Source organism: Shewanella sp. M16 (genome assembly GCF_018224605.1).
Taxonomy (GTDB): domain Bacteria; phylum Pseudomonadota; class Gammaproteobacteria; order Enterobacterales; family Shewanellaceae; genus Shewanella; species Shewanella oncorhynchi.
On sequence record NZ_JAGTUL010000004.1, the window covers coordinates 154,233 to 169,945 of the forward strand.

Here is a 15,713-nt window from a genome sequence, read left to right on the forward strand (position 1 = left end):
GAATCATTGCTTAAATGGTCTGAGGTGTCTAAGCGTTTGGGTTTTCTATTCTGCCACAGTCGTCGGCGAAGCTCAGTAAAAAAGCCAACAGTAGGGGAGGCAATAGCCAGCCTTAGGGACTAGGAAGCGACATGCAACTATTGCTCCTTCAGTAATTTGGGCTGGAATAGGCAGTAAGGCTATGTCATTGAAGGAACCAAAACCAAGAGATAATAATAATGAAATTCAACAAACTCGTGATTGCTATGGGAATGGCCTGCGGTGTAATACTGACCGGCTGTAACGATAGCGAAGATAGCACTACGCCTACCGAACCTGAAACTCAACTGCAAACTTTTGCCCCCAATGGTTTACTCAAAGCGAGTATTCGCCGTACTACCTATGGCGTGCCGCATATCCAAGCTGACAACTTAGAAAGTTTAGGTTTTGGCAGCGGTTATGCGCAGGCACAGGACAACTTATGTGTATTAGCCGATGGTTTTATCAAGGCGAACTCACAGCGTTCTATGTACTTTGGTCCCCATGCGTTGATTGACTTCACTACGGGTCAACCCACGGCGGAAGATAACGGTAACCTTATCTCAGATTTTGCCTATAAAGCGTTAAAGATCAGAGCACAAGCCGAAGAAAAATGGCCGAAATTTAGTGAAAACTCTCGGGCACTTATCCAAGGTTTTACCTCTGGTTATAACCAATATCTTGCTGATGTCGAAGCGGGAACACAAACGGCAGAACCTTTCTGTGGCGGTCAGCCTTGGGTGAAACCCATAGTGCCAGAAGATGTGGTGACTTATTTGTTTTCTATCGCCTTATTACCGGGCGCAGCTAACTTTCTCGATCTGATTTTTTACGCTAACCCAGGAGATGCACAGGAATACATGCCGCGTATCGTTGGGCCCGCGCCTAGCCAAGACCAAACTGCGTTTGTGGCCGATATGCAGTCTAAGTTGATTGCCCGCGCGGCTCGTATCACGACACCAGAAACCAATCCCCGCGATTTAGGTTCAAATGGTTGGGGTTTAGGCAAGGATAAAACCGAAAATGGTAAGGGCATGGTGCTAGGTAATCCGCATTTCCCGCATACGGGTAACCTGCGTTTTTGGCAATCCCATATTACGATCCCAGGGCATTTAGATATGATGGGCGGCTCGTTAGTGGGTATGCCAGGACCGATTAATATTGGTTTCAATAAAGATCTCGCTTGGACTCATACCTTCTCTACCGCTGAGCATTTTGTGATGTATAACCTTGAGTTAGTCTCGGGTGATCGGATGCAGTATTTGTTTGATGGTAAACCTATGCCTATCACCAAAGAGACAGTATCGGTTCTAGTGAATGCAGGTCCTGCGGGCATGCTGGTCGCCGAGAAAGATATTTATACTACGGCCAAAGGCCCTATGGTCGAAGCTCCTCCCGCTTTAGCGCCTTTCGGTTGGGATGATGGCAGTGCCTTTATGATCCAAGATGCCAATATGGGGACTATGGACCCTGTTGACCATTGGTTAGCCATGAACATGGCGACGAACAAAGAAGAGTTCCAACAGGCATTTAAGGACTACGATGGTGTCATCTTTAATAACACTATGTACGCCGATAAAGAGGGCAATGCTTTCTATATCGACGACTCAACTGTGCCAGGATTATCCGAATCTGCAGTCGTGTTGTTAAAAACCTCACCGGATATTAAAGCGGCTAAGGCAAAAGCCGGATTTACGATTTTACCCGGTAACACTTCGTTGTTTAGCTTCGATGGTCCTACGCCCTATGAACGTGCGCCCAAGCTTGAGCGCAGCGACTTTGTGCAAAACTCCAATGACTCCTTTTGGTCGACTAACTTGAATGAACCGCTGACTTACTTCTCGCCTATGTACGGCGCAGAGGCTGGACAGCTATCACTACGTACACGGATGGGCTTGAGTTTAATGCAGGACGCCGCGGGGGCTGATGGCAAGTTCAGCTTGGAAGAACTCGAAGCGGCTGTGCTGTCGAATCGCAGTTATCTCGCCGAGTTAGTGCTGCCTGACTTGATTGCCCAGTGTGATGCCCAAGGCAGTACACCTGTGGTGGTGTCGGCGAGTTTATCTAAGGATATCTCTTCGGCTTGTGCGGCATTAAAGGCGTGGAACGGTAAGCAAGATAACGACAGTAAAGGTGGTGCTTTACTACGTGAATTTGCCCATCTATTCAGCCAAACAACCATGTTGACCCAAGGATTCGATCCCGCTAATGCGGCAACGACACCTAAAACCTTGACTACGGATGGCAGTGCCTTAAAGGCCTTGGCTCACAGTGCGCTTAACCTTGAGACTGCAGGCTTTGCCTTAGATGCGCCATTGGGGGATGTGCAATTTGTGGAGAAATCGCTGCCAGATGGAACGCCAAGCGGGTCGCGTTTACCTTGGCCGGGTAGCCATAATGCTGAAGGTGGATTCAACGTGTTTTCAACCAGTTTGTCGGGTGATGACACTTTGATCCCGCAACACAAATACGCTGCTGTGATGGATGTGGTCACTGGCAAGGCGATGAGTTCTGGCTTAACGGCGAAAGGGTACCAAGTGCGTTACGGGTCAAGTTGGATGATGGCGGTGAACTTTACCGACGAGGGGCCTGTGGCGCGGGGGATTTTAACTTACTCTGAGTCGAGTAATATCTTAATGCCTGCGTTTGCTGATCAAAGTATCTTGTACTCGAGCGCTAAAAGCTTCCGTCCTTTGTTGTTCAAAGAGGCTGACATAGCCCCTGCTGTAGTGTCGACAACTGAGCTGACACTACAAAAACCATAAGTCAGATTTTGCGCTTTAATCGTTAGCGGCTCACTTCGGAGTTGAATCTGGATGAGCCGTTTTTTATGCGTGTTTGCGACTGATAGCGATTTGTAAAAATTTAACATTAACGACTGTGATCTCGATCTACCTTAGGTGCGAGCATGCGGCGACTGGTCTCGTTTTGTTGATTTTTGTGACGCACGCCCGGTTAGCTGTTTTTCTCGGCGCTTATGCAATGTCACTGGATTTGGCTTGAGGTGAATATCTTGTATTTTTAAGTGGCTTTTTATGTATATGTTTTGATGCTGTATTGAAAACTTATTACATTAAATCAGCGATCTAGATCTCAATATCAGTTTATTATGAAATTCCCTTACATAAAGCCGTGTCAGATCAACTTTTATGGGCTTTTTTTGGTTATCCTTAGCGCGAATTTATTATGCTAGTCACACCGTAAGGTAACTTTTATATGCAAAAAGATGCGACCAGTGTTCTTGGAACACCTCAAAGCACACAGAATCTAGATTCAACGAAACACTTACCTTGGACTCGCCAAGACACGACTTGGATGTTGAGTTTGTTCGGCACTGCCGTTGGCGCTGGAATTTTATTTTTACCTATCAATGCGGGCATGGGCGGCTTTTGGCCTCTTGTGTTAATGGCAGTGATCATCGGTCCTATGACCTATCTTGCCCACCGTGGTTTATCTCGTTTTGTTTGTTCATCAAGCATTCCTGGTAGCGACATTACTCAAGTAGTTGAAGAGCATTTCGGTGTTGGCGCGGGTAAAGCCATTACCGTACTGTATTTCTTTGCTATCTACCCGATTGTATTAATTTACGGTGTGGGTATTACCAACACCGTCGATAGCTTTATCGTCAATCAGTTAGGCATGGCATCGCCACCACGCTTCATTCTATCGGGTGTATTGATCCTCGGTATGATGGCTGTAATGGTCGCAGGTGAGAAATTCATGCTCAAAGTGACACAATTGCTGGTGTATCCGCTGGTGGGTATTTTGGCCTTTATGTCTATCTACCTGATCCCTGAATGGAAAATGGATGCTTTACTCGTTGTACCAGAAGCGGGTGCATTTTTAGGCACAGTTTGGTTAACGATTCCAGTTTTAGTGTTTGCCTTTAACCATTCTCCAGCGATTTCACAGTTTTCTGTGTCATTGAAACGTGACCATGGCGCGAATGCTTCTCGCAAAGCTGATGTTATTTTACGTAATACTTCCATGATGTTAGTGGGCTTTGTGATGTTGTTTGTGTTCTCTTGTGTGCTGTCATTATCGCCAGCACAATTGGCCGAAGCGAAAGCTCAGAATCTACCGATTTTGTCTTATCTCGCCAACGTGCATTCAAGTGGTTTTGTGAGCTACTTTGGTCCATTAATCGCCTTTATCGCGATTGTGTCTTCTTTCTTTGGCCATTACATGGGCGCGACAGAAGGCATGAAGGGGATTATTGTTAAGCAGTTAGACACGAATAAAAAAGGCATTTCAGAGCAAAAAATCAACAAATTTATTCTGGTGTTTATGTTTGTGACGATTTGGGCCGTGGCAATCAAAAACCCAAGTATTTTGAATATGATTGAAGCTTTAGGTGGCCCAATTATCGCGGCTATCCTGTACTTGATGCCTATGTATGCTGTATACAAAGTGCCAGCATTAAAAGCGCACCGTGGTCGCATCAGCAATATCTTCGTGGTTATAGCGGGTTTATTGGCAATGACGGCTATTCTGTTTGGCTTCTTTCGTTAAGTTTTAATCTTAGTAGGAATGCGGTTTGAATGTGAATCGTGAGTCGTAAAAAGAAAAGGATCGTGCCATTGGCCCGATCCTTTTTTATTACGTATAAGATTTGAATCGCTTATTTTTCTTCGTACATTAAGTAGTAACTCTGCTTCATCCCTAACGCTTGATAGGTCTGCTGTGCGGCGAGATTTTCTTGCTCGACATATAAACGGAAGCTTGCGGCACCACCATTGGCTTCGGCCAGTTGTTTGACTTCGCTGTAGAGTTTGGCATAGATGCCTTGGCGACGATTTTTCGGGCGAATATACACACTCTGGATCCAGTAATAATCCTTCGCACGCCAATCGCTCCATTCAAATGTCACCATGAGCGAGCCGACTAGCTCACCTGCGATTTCAGCGACCAGGTAAAACCCTTTTTGCGGGCTCTCAAGTAGCGTGCCCACACCTCGAGTCAGTGTCGCTTCATCTAAGGCTAGGCCTTCGGTTTCTTGGGCCATGGCCTGATTAAACTGCACTAAGGCGATTAGGTCTTGAGCCTTAGCTTTACGAATCAACATACTACAACTCCTAGGCGGTTATTTGGCAATACCGCTCTTGCTTAGTAAACAACATTTTGTGATTCACTTTATCATGGAACGACGAGGGATAACGAGTTTGGCTGTGGCAGGTTAGGCACTGATATTATTTATTGCTGTGGATATTTGCACGACTAAAGTCTTATCTGCTAGGCTTATCTTTAGTGTCCTTTCGCTGAACTAAGTGAGTTAATGATGGGATTTATTAAGTCTACTCGCCGCTATAAACTTAAGATTTTACCCGTCTATGATATTGCTGCTGATGAACAGATAAATCATCTTCTGCATTTTATTTTAACGCTGTTGAGCTTTGGTTTATGGGGTTTAGTTTGGTGGTGGTTGGTCTTAAAAGCTAACGGTAAGTCCGACTTTATTTTCAGTGGTTTTGATGACGATTATTGGAGTTATTTGATTGAGCGTGAGCAACCGCCTGCGTCGCTTTATCGTCATCAAATAGCACCAAAAAAAGTCACAGAATATTTTGATGCTTAAGCAGGAAAACTAACATCTCAGCTGCCAATTTAACAAAGTTGGTTTGGTTAATATTACTGATTTTAAGGCGGTTTAGCTCAACGTGACCCAGATCATCCCTCGATTAAAACCCCTCTGCTAGACTCGGCGATTGCCCCATTTAGACTGAGAAACTAGCGCGCTAGTTTTGGTCTTTGCCCCATCATAGTTTCGAATTCAAGGTTATCAATATGACAAAACAAAAGTCGTCAGCATTAGGCCGTATTTGGTCTCGCTGGATGTCAGTGCCGCTGTGGCTGCAAATTGTTATCGGTATGGTGCTAGGTATTTTAGTGGGCATCATCTTCGGCGAGCAAGCGACTCACTTAAAGCCGATAGGCACCTTGTTTGTTAATTCCATTAAGATGCTGATTGTGCCATTGGTGTTTTGCTCACTGATTGTGGGCGTTACTTCGATGCAAGATACGAACAAGATGGGGCGTATTGGTTTTAAATCTTTTGCGTTTTATCTCTTTACCACGGCTATCGCGATCACTATCGGTTTAATTGTCGGTTATGTTCTTCAACCTGGTGCTGGTTTAGGTTTGTCATTGGCAGAAGGCGCGACTCAAACTGCCAAAGAAATACCTTCTTTAGTCGATACTTTGATCGACATAGTGCCGACGAACCCTATTGCGGCTTTAGCAAGCGGGCAAATTTTGCAAGTTATAGTATTTGCGATTGTTTTAGGTATCGCCTTAGTGCTGATTGGCGAGCATGGCAAACCTGCAATTAAAGTGTTCGAAAGTTTAGCTGAGGCCATGTATAAAATGGCCGACATGGTGATGAAGCTCGCACCCTACGGTGTATTTGGGCTAATGGCTTGGGTAGCGGGGGAGTATGGGATTGATATGCTCTGGCCACTGATCAAAGTTATTATTGCTGTGTATCTTGGCTGTATTATTCATGTGCTTGGATTCTATAGTTTTTTACTGCGCGGATTTGCAAAGTTAAACCCGCTGCAGTTTTTTAAAGGGATTAGCAATGCCATGTTAGTGGCGTTTACCACATCGAGCTCTGCGGGCACGCTCCCTGTGAGTATGAAGTGTGCAAGTGAAAATTTGGGGGTTCATAAGAAGATCTCTAGCTTCGTATTACCGCTAGGCACAACAATCAATATGGATGGCACAGCATTATACCAAGGGGTCACAGTGCTGTTTGTGGCACAGGCGTTTGGTATCGACCTGACTGTCGTCGATTATCTCACCATTATTTTAACGGCGACGTTGGCCTCTATTGGTACTGCGGGTGTGCCCGGTGCGGGTTTAGTGATGTTGACTTTAGTACTCACAACCGTAGGGCTTCCCTTAGAAGGGGTGGCATTGATTGCGGGAATTGACCGTATTTTAGATATGGTGCGTACTGTGGTAAACGTCTCCGGTGACTTAGTGGCGACGACTGTCATTGCAAAGTCTGAAGATGAGTTGGATATGGCGCATTATAATGCCGACATAGATCAAAGCGCCGTAATAGCCGAACAGAATATCGCCCTCGAAATTGCAGCGGCTAAGAGTGTCAAAGCATAGGGAGCTTTTATTGCTGGTTCGTTAACTAAAAAAACCGCCATTGGCGGTTTTTTTATGCTGACAAGTTTTATGGTTACTTCATTTGGCTTAACACTAACACTGGCTTGTCGTCGCTGTTAAGTAAGGTAAGTCGGCCTTGCACTAATTTTGCTTTGGTAACTAATGGCATAGCTTGCATCACTTTGTGCTCTTGCTGCATTAGGGCATCCACGCAGGCTTTCATTGTGCTACCGGCAGGAGATAGCTTAAGCTCTTCGCCTTGCTGAGTATATTGACCGAAAAAGTTATTGCAGCTGTTGTTGCCATGTAATTTACCTTCGGCCTCAAAGGTAATTTGCGCAGGGCTGTAATCGATAGTCGGTTGGCCTTGAACCATTTCAATGTGCCAGCGGCCTTCTAATGGAATGGTATCATTTGGGGCTATATCGGCACTTTGGCAGGCTGTGATGCCTAAGAGTAATGCACCTAAGATGAATGTTTGTTTTAACATCGTTGCGGTTCCTTTTTCCATGATTATGGCCATAGTGTGACAAGTTTTTCGTAAGATCTAAAGGGGTTTATATGACAGGCTCAATTAAAAGTACTCTGAATTTGTTGAAGTTTTTACATTGGTTAGGTGTATTGATGCTAGTTTGTGGACTTGGGTTTTATATGTTGACGCAATGGAGTCTAGAGATAAGCGGCATGTTATTGATCTCAAGTCTGATTGGTTTAGGGTTGGTCTTAATGTCGCCCTATCCTGTGGTGCTGTTTATCCAATGGGCGAAGCGCCAAGATGAGCATTCCAAGTAATTTTGTACTGCCTAATTAAGCCTAAATTTCATTAAATCAAAGCTCTGCCGAATCTGCGGCGGGATTATCGTACAAGCTTGAGTCAATGGCGGGTTCTACTGGCGTGTCTGCGGCTTGTGGTACAGGTGGGCGCATTGAATCGAGTTTGCCCCGCGCGAGTTCTATCATAGGTGCAAGCTTAGCGCTGGATTCTGGAGTGAAGAAACTGTAACTCGCATCGAGTTTAAGCTGGTGGTTTTGCTGTTCTAACTGTTTTTCTACCCGCTTCATAATATGTTGAATATCTCGTTCACCATCCACAAAGGCCAATACCACAAATTGAGTGCTGTTGTAGTGGGCGGCAACGTCGGCGGTCCGTATCGTATCTTGGATTAACTTACCTAACAGTCTGTGGTGATTATCTTCGAGGGGGATGGGCGTGTTATCCGGACTCAGTAATTCAAAGAAGATGATACCTGCATGGGCACCAAAGCGGCGGCCTAAATTGAGCTGCCTTGGTGCCATCATCAAGAAGCCGTAATGGTTGAGCATGCCCGTTTCTTGATCGCGCATCGAAAGGGATTCAATTCTATGGTTCTGACACAGAAGGGATAATTCCTGTTGCAGTAAAATCTGAAATGGTTCGAGCATAGCGGCATTGACTAGCGGGTCTGCCATATGTGGGTTGAGTACGCACAGGGCGCCAAATTGGCTACCATCCGGCCAAACGATAGGACGTGAGAGAATATGCTGAATACCATCAAAATCCCTTGGTAAATCCTCTAACATAAAGCTGCCGAGGTTTTGATATAAACCATCAGGTTGGCTGTTTTGTATCTGTTTGAAGAGTTCGAGTGCTGGTGGATATAAAGTGCCTGCGGTAAATTGCGGTGTTTCAGTGATTGAACTGACGATGATCTCAAACCCTGCACTGATTTTTTGGAATATGAAAACCGTGTTGGCGTTGTAATAGCTTTTGATGAGCTCACATTGGTGCATCCAGCGTGTGAGATTGACTTGTTGATTATCGGTATCAAGTAAACTCAAGTTGGGATTAATTGTTTCTGGCAACATACAAACGCCTAACTATGGCTAAATATCCATTAAGTTTGGGAAATAAAAGGATATTTAGCAAATCAAAGCCCTAAATATTGCCTTGTTCTTGCTGTGCCTATTAACCCAACCGAGTATACTGGCGGGCTGAAATTGGGCCCAAAGCCGAAATAATGCTGTGAGAACATTGTGAAAATTAGACTAGCCTTACCTCAAGATGTTGATTTATTAGCGATGCTAGAGAAAAAACATCTTAATGATGAATTAGCTTCCGCCAGTATGGGGTTACAAGGGCAAGCTTTTTCCCACAGTGAATTGAGCGAATTAGTGCAGCACCATTGGGTCGTGGTGGCGCAGGTTGAGCAGCAGATCGTCGGTTACGTGATTGCAGGCCGTTGGGGATTTTTCGAACATTGGCCCATTTACCGCACTTTGTTGAATCGTTTGGGGCAACTCGATTGGGATGGACCTAAATTAACTAAGGTCAATTCTTGCCAATACGGGCCGATATGGGTGCAGCAAGCCTACCGTGGGCAAGGGATTTTCGAGGCATTAGTCCATGAAATTCGTCGCCAAGTTGCTCCGCATTTTAGCTATATGTTGACCTTTATTGCTGAAGATAATGAACGTTCCTTTGCCGCTCACTCGGGTAAAGCGCACATGCAGGTTGTGGATTTTTTCACCGTTTCGGCAAGAGATTATTATTTAATGGCGGCAAAGACCCAAGCTTAGTTGTTCGATGATAGAAATTAAGGATTCAATCTCTACTGTGTAAATAACCCGAGTTCAGGTTAAATAACGGAGATAAATACATGAATGTACAATTTGTTGAGTCACTATTAACGGCCTATGCCGAAGTCAATTTATCGGCTTGGGACAACTTGAGATTGGTCCTATCTGAGTGCGCTCACCATGAATGTGAGGCGAGGGGATTTGAAGTCGAGTTTATCTCCGATTCAGGGCAAGTGCAGCATTATTGGGTACAAGTGGGGAATATTTGGCTCGATTGTGGTCGAACCAATGCCTATTCGACGGTGATTACGCGACTGACCGATAAGGAACTTAGCCGTGTAAACTCCAAGAGCGCGTTAGAATGCGCTATTTTATCCCAAGAGCAGATTGGTCTACTCTGCATGCAAAACGCCCATTTCGATCATTGCTGAGTGTGTTAATTCAGTCCGTTTCTCAATCGCTTTTTTGATCAATACTTCTTCATCAGAAAGATGCGCTGAGGGTCAGTGGTGACAGTGCCTATGATCTCAAACCCTTGTTTTTCATAAAACACAGGGGCTTGAATCGATAAGGTATCCACTTGGGCTACTAGGCAACCGCGTTGTTTCGCCTCTGCTTCTGCAAGTGCCATCAGTTTACGCCCAAGCCCTGTGCCTCTGGTTTGCTCATCAACCCAGACGACATTGATTAAGAAGTTTTTATAGATAGTTCGACCACCCAGACCACCAATCAACTTGCCAGCTTCATCACGTGCAATGACAGTCAAAGGTACTGATTTCTCGGGTCCTAAGAGCCCAGCATTATATTGCCGAACGCCGTCTACCAGCGCATCCACAATCGCGATATTTTCTTCACTCATAACTTCAAAGTTCATGTCAAAAACTCTTTCTGGAATGTGATTACTTTATAAACGTAAATGTTATTTCTGTTGTATTTAACTTTTGATTGATCTCGCCAATGTTAATCATTATCATTCGCGAAATCATTTATTGGTTACATTTGTAAACTAAGTTTACTAAACAGGAGAGGTTTATGTTATTTCGTCAAACTTGCTTGGCAGTTGCCATTACCGCTGTATTTGCGGGTAATTTTGTCCAAGCCGAAGAGGCTCCCGACAGAAAAATGGAAGTTATGGTTGTTACTGCCTCTGGATATGAACAGAAATTGGTTGATGCACCAGCCAGTATTTCTGTTATCACCCAAGAAGATTTGATGATAAAACCTTATACCACTCTCCTAGATGCAGTGCGTGACTTGGAAGGGGTTGATATTGGTGAAACCCGTGATAAAACAGGGCAAGGTACCATCAGTCTACGCGGTATGGGATCTGACTATACCTTAATCCTTGTCGATGGTAAGCGTCAGAATAACCATGGTGATATTTATCCAAATAGTTTTGGTGGCAATCAATTTGGTCATGTACCACCACTTGATGCTATTGATCGAATTGAAGTTATTCGTGGGCCAGCATCAACGTTATACGGTGCAGATGCTCTAGGTGGTGTGGTGAACATCATCACTAAAAAAGTGGGCGACGAATGGTCTGGCTCTATCACTCACAGCAGAACTCATCAAACCAATGATGCCTATGGCGAAGATATCACTACCGATTTCAGCGTGATGGGTCCCCTCATTAAAGGCGTTCTTGGGTTATCGATTCATGGCAGTATTTATGATCGAATGGGGTCTACACCAGAGTACGCACCAGTAGATTATCCTAATGGAGAAGTACGCACTCGTTCACTTGGTTTTGGTGGTGGCGGTAAAACCGTCGATAACGAAAATCATATGTTAGGTGGTAGTTTAAGTTGGACACTAAATGAACATCACAAAATTTGGTTTGATTTAGATTCCTCATCTCAAGATTATGATAATACGCCACTGATCAATGATAACGGTGAACGCGAGTATCCGCTTGGTACTGTTGATAATATCGATAGTCTCTGGATTGCCAGTAACTTCTGTAAAGGCGGCGTAGGTTCCCGTGAGGCTGCTTGTCTAGCCAGCGGTGGTGAATGGGCAAGACGATCAAATCCGCGAGCGGGTTACAGCGAGACTCAAAAATTTACCCGTGATGCTTGGGCGTTAACCCATGAAGGTGCTTGGGATTTTGGTACAAGCTTTGTGTCACTATCCTATGTAGACACACAAAATAATGGCCGCACACTGCCATTTACCACTGCTGAACGAGTATTACTACTGCAGATGATTGATGGTAAAGGGGATTACACCGGCATGACTGAAGCCGAACGTAAAGCGATTGCTGAATCCACTTTCCTGCCTAGACCTAAACGCGAAATGGCAAGTAATCAATATACGCTTGATATGAAACTCGATATTCCATTTGAAGCTGCAGGAAATCATGTCGCAGTGACGGGGGCGCAGGTGATTCGTGGTGAGTTGAAAGACGGTGTATTTGGTATGGAAGAAGGTACGCCGGGCGCAGTACAAGAACACAATATGTGGTCTGTTTTTGCTGAAGATACATGGAGCATGACTTCTGATTTATCTGTTACTGCGGGTTTACGTCATGATGATCATGAAATATTTGGCAACCAACTCAGCCCACGTCTATACGGCGTTTACACCATTAATAATGAGTGGACTGTAAAGGGTGGGGTGAGCACAGGTTTTAAAACACCTAAAACCACACAATTGTATGATGGTGTCGTTGGCTTTGGTGGCCAAGGAACCTCACCGCAATTTGGTAACCCAGATCTCGAAGCTGAAACCAGTGTGTCCAGCGAAGTCGCCCTGTATTGGTCTCATCCAGATGGCCATAATTTTAACGTCACTATCTTTAAAAATGACTTTGACGATAAGATTGCTTCACAACCCTGTGGTAAAGGTACGAGCATAGAATGTTCCGATGCGGGTGAATATGCTGATTTAGGTTATGCAGTCAGTAGCAAAACAGTCAACATAGATAAAGTTACTATTCAAGGTGCTGAGCTCGCGGGACGTTGGGAAATTCTAGATGCCTTAACGTTAAATGCTAATTATACCTACACAGATAGCGAGCAGAAAAGCGGTGCAGAGCAAGGCCGTCCACTCGGGAACAGTGCCAAGCATATGGCAAACGCGACATTAAAATGGGAGTTGACCGACTCATTTAACGTCTTCTTGACCTCAGAATACCGTGCTAAACGTTATCGCTCTTGGGATATCATTAATGATGCTGCACTCTACTATAAAGGTTATAACGTGTTCCATCTTGGTGGTTCTTATCAGGCGAGTGAGTTTGTCACCTTCAACATGCGAGTAAATAACTTGTTTGATAAAGATTTTACTTCATACGATATTGTCTTCACCGAATGTAGTGACACTAGCACCACTTGTGTCTCTGACGATAATGGCCAAAACGGATACACAGCATCTTACGTTGATGATTTTAATAACAAAGATAAGGCCCGTAACTTCTGGGTTGGTATGAATGTACGTTTCTAAACGAATACCCTGTGCATTAGCCATTATTTGATATTCATGGACGACAGATAAAACTGAGAGTTACCCGTTTGATAAAGGTATCCACTACCAATTAAACAATAGGGTAACTCTCATGACTCATGACTCAGTGCACCTGCACTGTGCTGGTGAGTCTGCACTATCGAGCCATCAATAAAGACCCATTCCGTGTCGGCCATTTTCACTAAAGCTTTGAATAAATAGGCCTGAATGTCTTTTTAGATCATAAATAAAACCGTCTAAAGACCGTACTCCAATGGTCCAACTCTTTGGGTAAATCTTGCTAAGGGGGGCCTGCTAGAAGGCGGTAAAGAATGCCTTCGAATGTTTGTCTATGTTCAGGTTTATCATAAACACGGCCTGTGCTTTTCATTAAATGAAATAGTGTTTCCCAGCGTGCATTGGTTAGCATCAGTATTGGCATGCTGTCTAAAAATCATCCTCGAAAGCTCAATAGACCCTAGATGAAGTCAGAAAAATTAAAGGTGCTAGCGTATAAGGCTACAGAATGAGCCATTGTCCGTTTGGATAAGTACCAATATAACCAAAGGGGATTCTTCCACAGAGATACCAAGATAGGCGTTCACTCGTAAAGGCTGAAAGTTTAACGTCAGCTAGTAGCAGTGTTGCGAGCGTATTAGCGTCATCGGATGTCAGCGCGCATATTTCTGCAACGGGAATAATTTTCCAAGTGGCGAGGTAAGCTGACTTAGAAATTTCATCGACTTCGCTGTCAGAAATCCAAGCATGCACATCATTTACTACTGCCTTTGTTTTTAACGAATTAGCCAAGTCATGATCTGTTACACACAGGCTTTCATATTGGATTTCGTAAGGTGTTTCAAAAAAGGCTTCAGGATCGGATTCAAGAAAAGCGGCGATCTCCTCTAATGTACCGTATGTCTTTGCTGTTTCCTCTGGCTGACCTACGTTGGCTGCCCACGCACAAGATTGAAGTTGCTGTAATAAGATGGCGTTATCGGTCATGGGGTCTGTGCACTCTAATGGTCTATGTATATGCTGCTTTTTATCTTGCCATATTTGTCTTAGCACTATTAATCTAACCAAATGTCAGGCATAAAAAAACCGCTGGGTAGCGGTTTTTTATGGGTCTTAAGTGTAAAAATTGAAATGAATTAAGACTATAGACCCGCGTCAGCGCGCAATATTTCGGCTTTATCAGTTGCTTCCCATGGGAATTCGCTGCGACCAAAGTGGCCATAAGCGGCGGTCGCTTGATAAATTGGACGTGCTAAATCTAGCATGGCCGTTAAACCGTATGGGCGCAGTTCAAAGTGTTGACGTACTAACTTGATCAGCACTTCTTCAGATACTTTACCGGTACCGAAGGTCTCGATGCTGATAGAGGTCGGCTCTGCCACACCAATTGCGTAAGACACTTGGATTTCACAGCGATCAGCAAGACCTGCTGCAACGATGTTTTTTGCCACATAACGGGCAGCATATGCCGCGCTACGATCCACTTTTGATGGATCTTTACCAGAGAATGCGCCACCACCATGACGGGCCATGCCGCCGTAGGTGTCAACGATGATCTTACGACCCGTTAAGCCGCAATCGCCTACTGGACCACCGATAACAAAACGGCCAGTTGGGTTGATAAAGAACTTAGTATCTTTGTTTAACCATTGAGCCGGTAATACTGGCTTGATAATGGTTTCCATCACGCCTTCAATTAAGTCGGCTTGTGAAACGTCATCTCTGTGTTGAGTCGATAACACAACTGCATCGATACCGACAATTTTGCCATCATCATAGGCAAAAGTGACTTGGCTTTTCGCATCTGGGCGTAACCAAGGTAGCGTGCCATTTTTACGCACTTCAGACTGACGTTTCACTAATGCGTGAGCGTAGGTGATAGGTGCAGGCATCAGAATGTCGGTTTCGTTGTTGGCATAGCCAAACATTAACCCTTGATCGCCAGCGCCTTGCTCTGCAGGGTCAGCGCGGTCTACACCTTGATTGATGTCGGGTGATTGCTTACCAATGGCGTTTAATACCGCGCAAGAATCGGCGTCAAACCCCATATCTGAATGGGTATAACCAATTTCACGCACCGTTTTACGGGTGATTTCTTCAATATCAACCCAGGCAGAGGTAGTGACTTCACCACCCACTAATACCATGCCGGTTTTGACATAAGTTTCACACGCTACGCGTGCTTTTGGATCTTGAGCCAGAATTGCATCTAGCACAGCATCAGAAATCTGATCTGCAATCTTATCGGGATGACCTTCTGAGACCGACTCAGAAGTAAACAAGTGCTTTGCCATAGTAGGAAAATCTCGTCGTTAGCATTCAAACGTGTAGAAGCATCTACATCTAGACGGCTATTTTAGTTTAAATCCGATTGCCGATCACCCCCGATAATAAAAAATCCTCTCAGATTGTGACCTGAAAACGACTACGCTCAGTCATAAATAGGTTATTTTTCTTATATTTCATGGTATTAAGTTTGCTATGTTTTTGAGAAATTTATTTCTCCATTACAAGTGATCCTTGCTATGCCCTCTTAAGTAAACGCCAGTAGAGTG

The 15,713-nt window shown here is 44.5% G+C and carries 14 protein-coding genes and 1 pseudogene; 8 read left to right on the forward strand and 7 right to left on the reverse strand.

Translation table 11 applies throughout. From position 1 onward, the window contains the following. Positions 1-218 precede the first annotated feature (218 nt). Positions 219-2,783: an acylase gene (locus KFE26_RS04285; RefSeq protein WP_212599753.1), complete on the forward strand. Its 2,565-nt coding sequence runs from the start codon at positions 219-221 to the stop codon at positions 2,781-2,783. A 451-nt stretch (positions 2,784-3,234) separates the two neighbouring features. Next, positions 3,235-4,530 carry an aromatic amino acid transport family protein gene (locus KFE26_RS04290; protein ID WP_028761640.1) on the forward strand — a complete coding sequence of 432 codons (1,296 nt, stop codon included), beginning with the start codon at positions 3,235-3,237 and terminating at the stop codon, positions 4,528-4,530. 109 nt (positions 4,531-4,639) lie between these two features. Here KFE26_RS04290 and KFE26_RS04295 read toward each other — a convergent pair whose 3' ends face one another. Next, a complete protein-coding gene (locus tag KFE26_RS04295; protein ID WP_105250107.1) occupies positions 4,640-5,083 on the reverse strand; it encodes a GNAT family N-acetyltransferase in 444 nt (147 codons plus the stop codon). Positions 5,084-5,296: 213 nt separating this feature from the next. Between KFE26_RS04295 and KFE26_RS04300 the strand changes: the two genes are divergently transcribed. Together KFE26_RS04300 and KFE26_RS04305 are read left to right on the forward strand one after the other, a co-directional pair. Continuing rightward, complete coding sequence (locus KFE26_RS04300; RefSeq protein WP_212599754.1) at positions 5,297-5,593, forward strand: hypothetical protein; 297 nt, start codon at positions 5,297-5,299, stop codon at positions 5,591-5,593. A 209-nt stretch (positions 5,594-5,802) separates the two neighbouring features. Continuing rightward, complete coding sequence (locus KFE26_RS04305; protein WP_212599755.1) at positions 5,803-7,137, forward strand: dicarboxylate/amino acid:cation symporter; 1,335 nt, start codon at positions 5,803-5,805, stop codon at positions 7,135-7,137. 73 nt (positions 7,138-7,210) lie between these two features. On the opposite strand, the gene KFE26_RS04310 is transcribed toward KFE26_RS04305, so the two are convergent. Beyond that, a complete protein-coding gene (locus tag KFE26_RS04310) occupies positions 7,211-7,627 on the reverse strand; it encodes an META domain-containing protein (RefSeq protein WP_113939802.1) in 417 nt (138 codons plus the stop codon). A gap of 71 nt (positions 7,628-7,698) precedes the next feature. On the opposite strand from KFE26_RS04310, the gene KFE26_RS04315 reads away from it, so the two are divergent. After that, positions 7,699-7,929, forward strand: coding sequence for a hypothetical protein (locus tag KFE26_RS04315; RefSeq protein ID WP_212599756.1), 231 nt, complete (start codon positions 7,699-7,701; stop codon positions 7,927-7,929). Positions 7,930-7,965: 36 nt separating this feature from the next. Here the strand turns inward: KFE26_RS04315 and KFE26_RS04320 are convergent, their stop codons facing one another. Then, on the reverse strand, positions 7,966-8,982 hold the full coding sequence (locus tag KFE26_RS04320) for a GGDEF domain-containing protein (protein ID WP_212599757.1): 1,017 nt from the start codon (positions 8,980-8,982) through the stop codon (positions 7,966-7,968). Positions 8,983-9,150: 168 nt separating this feature from the next. Between KFE26_RS04320 and KFE26_RS04325 the strand changes: the two genes are divergently transcribed. Both KFE26_RS04325 and KFE26_RS04330 read left to right on the forward strand, forming a co-directional pair. After that, positions 9,151-9,693, forward strand: coding sequence for a GNAT family N-acetyltransferase (locus tag KFE26_RS04325; protein WP_113939804.1), 543 nt, complete (start codon positions 9,151-9,153; stop codon positions 9,691-9,693). Positions 9,694-9,773: 80 nt separating this feature from the next. Continuing rightward, entirely contained in the window at positions 9,774-10,124 is a 351-nt protein-coding gene (locus KFE26_RS04330; protein ID WP_131525100.1) for a hypothetical protein, read from the forward strand. A 38-nt stretch (positions 10,125-10,162) separates the two neighbouring features. Here the strand turns inward: KFE26_RS04330 and KFE26_RS04335 are convergent, their stop codons facing one another. Beyond that, entirely contained in the window at positions 10,163-10,567 is a 405-nt protein-coding gene (locus KFE26_RS04335) for a GNAT family N-acetyltransferase (RefSeq protein WP_212599758.1), read from the reverse strand. A gap of 158 nt (positions 10,568-10,725) precedes the next feature. On the opposite strand from KFE26_RS04335, the gene KFE26_RS04340 reads away from it, so the two are divergent. Beyond that, positions 10,726-13,140 carry a TonB-dependent receptor domain-containing protein gene (locus KFE26_RS04340; RefSeq protein ID WP_212599759.1) on the forward strand — a complete coding sequence of 805 codons (2,415 nt, stop codon included), beginning with the start codon at positions 10,726-10,728 and terminating at the stop codon, positions 13,138-13,140. A 113-nt stretch (positions 13,141-13,253) separates the two neighbouring features. Here the strand turns inward: KFE26_RS04340 and KFE26_RS04345 are convergent. From KFE26_RS04345 to metK, 3 genes and pseudogenes are all read right to left on the reverse strand, one after another. Beyond that, positions 13,254-13,582, reverse strand: a pseudogene (locus KFE26_RS04345) (transposase); the annotation flags it as partial. Between the two features lie 77 nt (positions 13,583-13,659). Beyond that, the gene (locus tag KFE26_RS04350; protein ID WP_212599760.1) at positions 13,660-14,145 is read right to left on the reverse strand and encodes a hypothetical protein; all 486 of its coding nucleotides are present in this window, start codon (positions 14,143-14,145) and stop codon (positions 13,660-13,662) included. Between the two features lie 155 nt (positions 14,146-14,300). Further along, the gene (metK, locus tag KFE26_RS04355; RefSeq protein ID WP_028761631.1) at positions 14,301-15,452 is read right to left on the reverse strand and encodes a methionine adenosyltransferase; all 1,152 of its coding nucleotides are present in this window, start codon (positions 15,450-15,452) and stop codon (positions 14,301-14,303) included. Between the last annotated feature and the right edge of the window lie 261 nt (positions 15,453-15,713).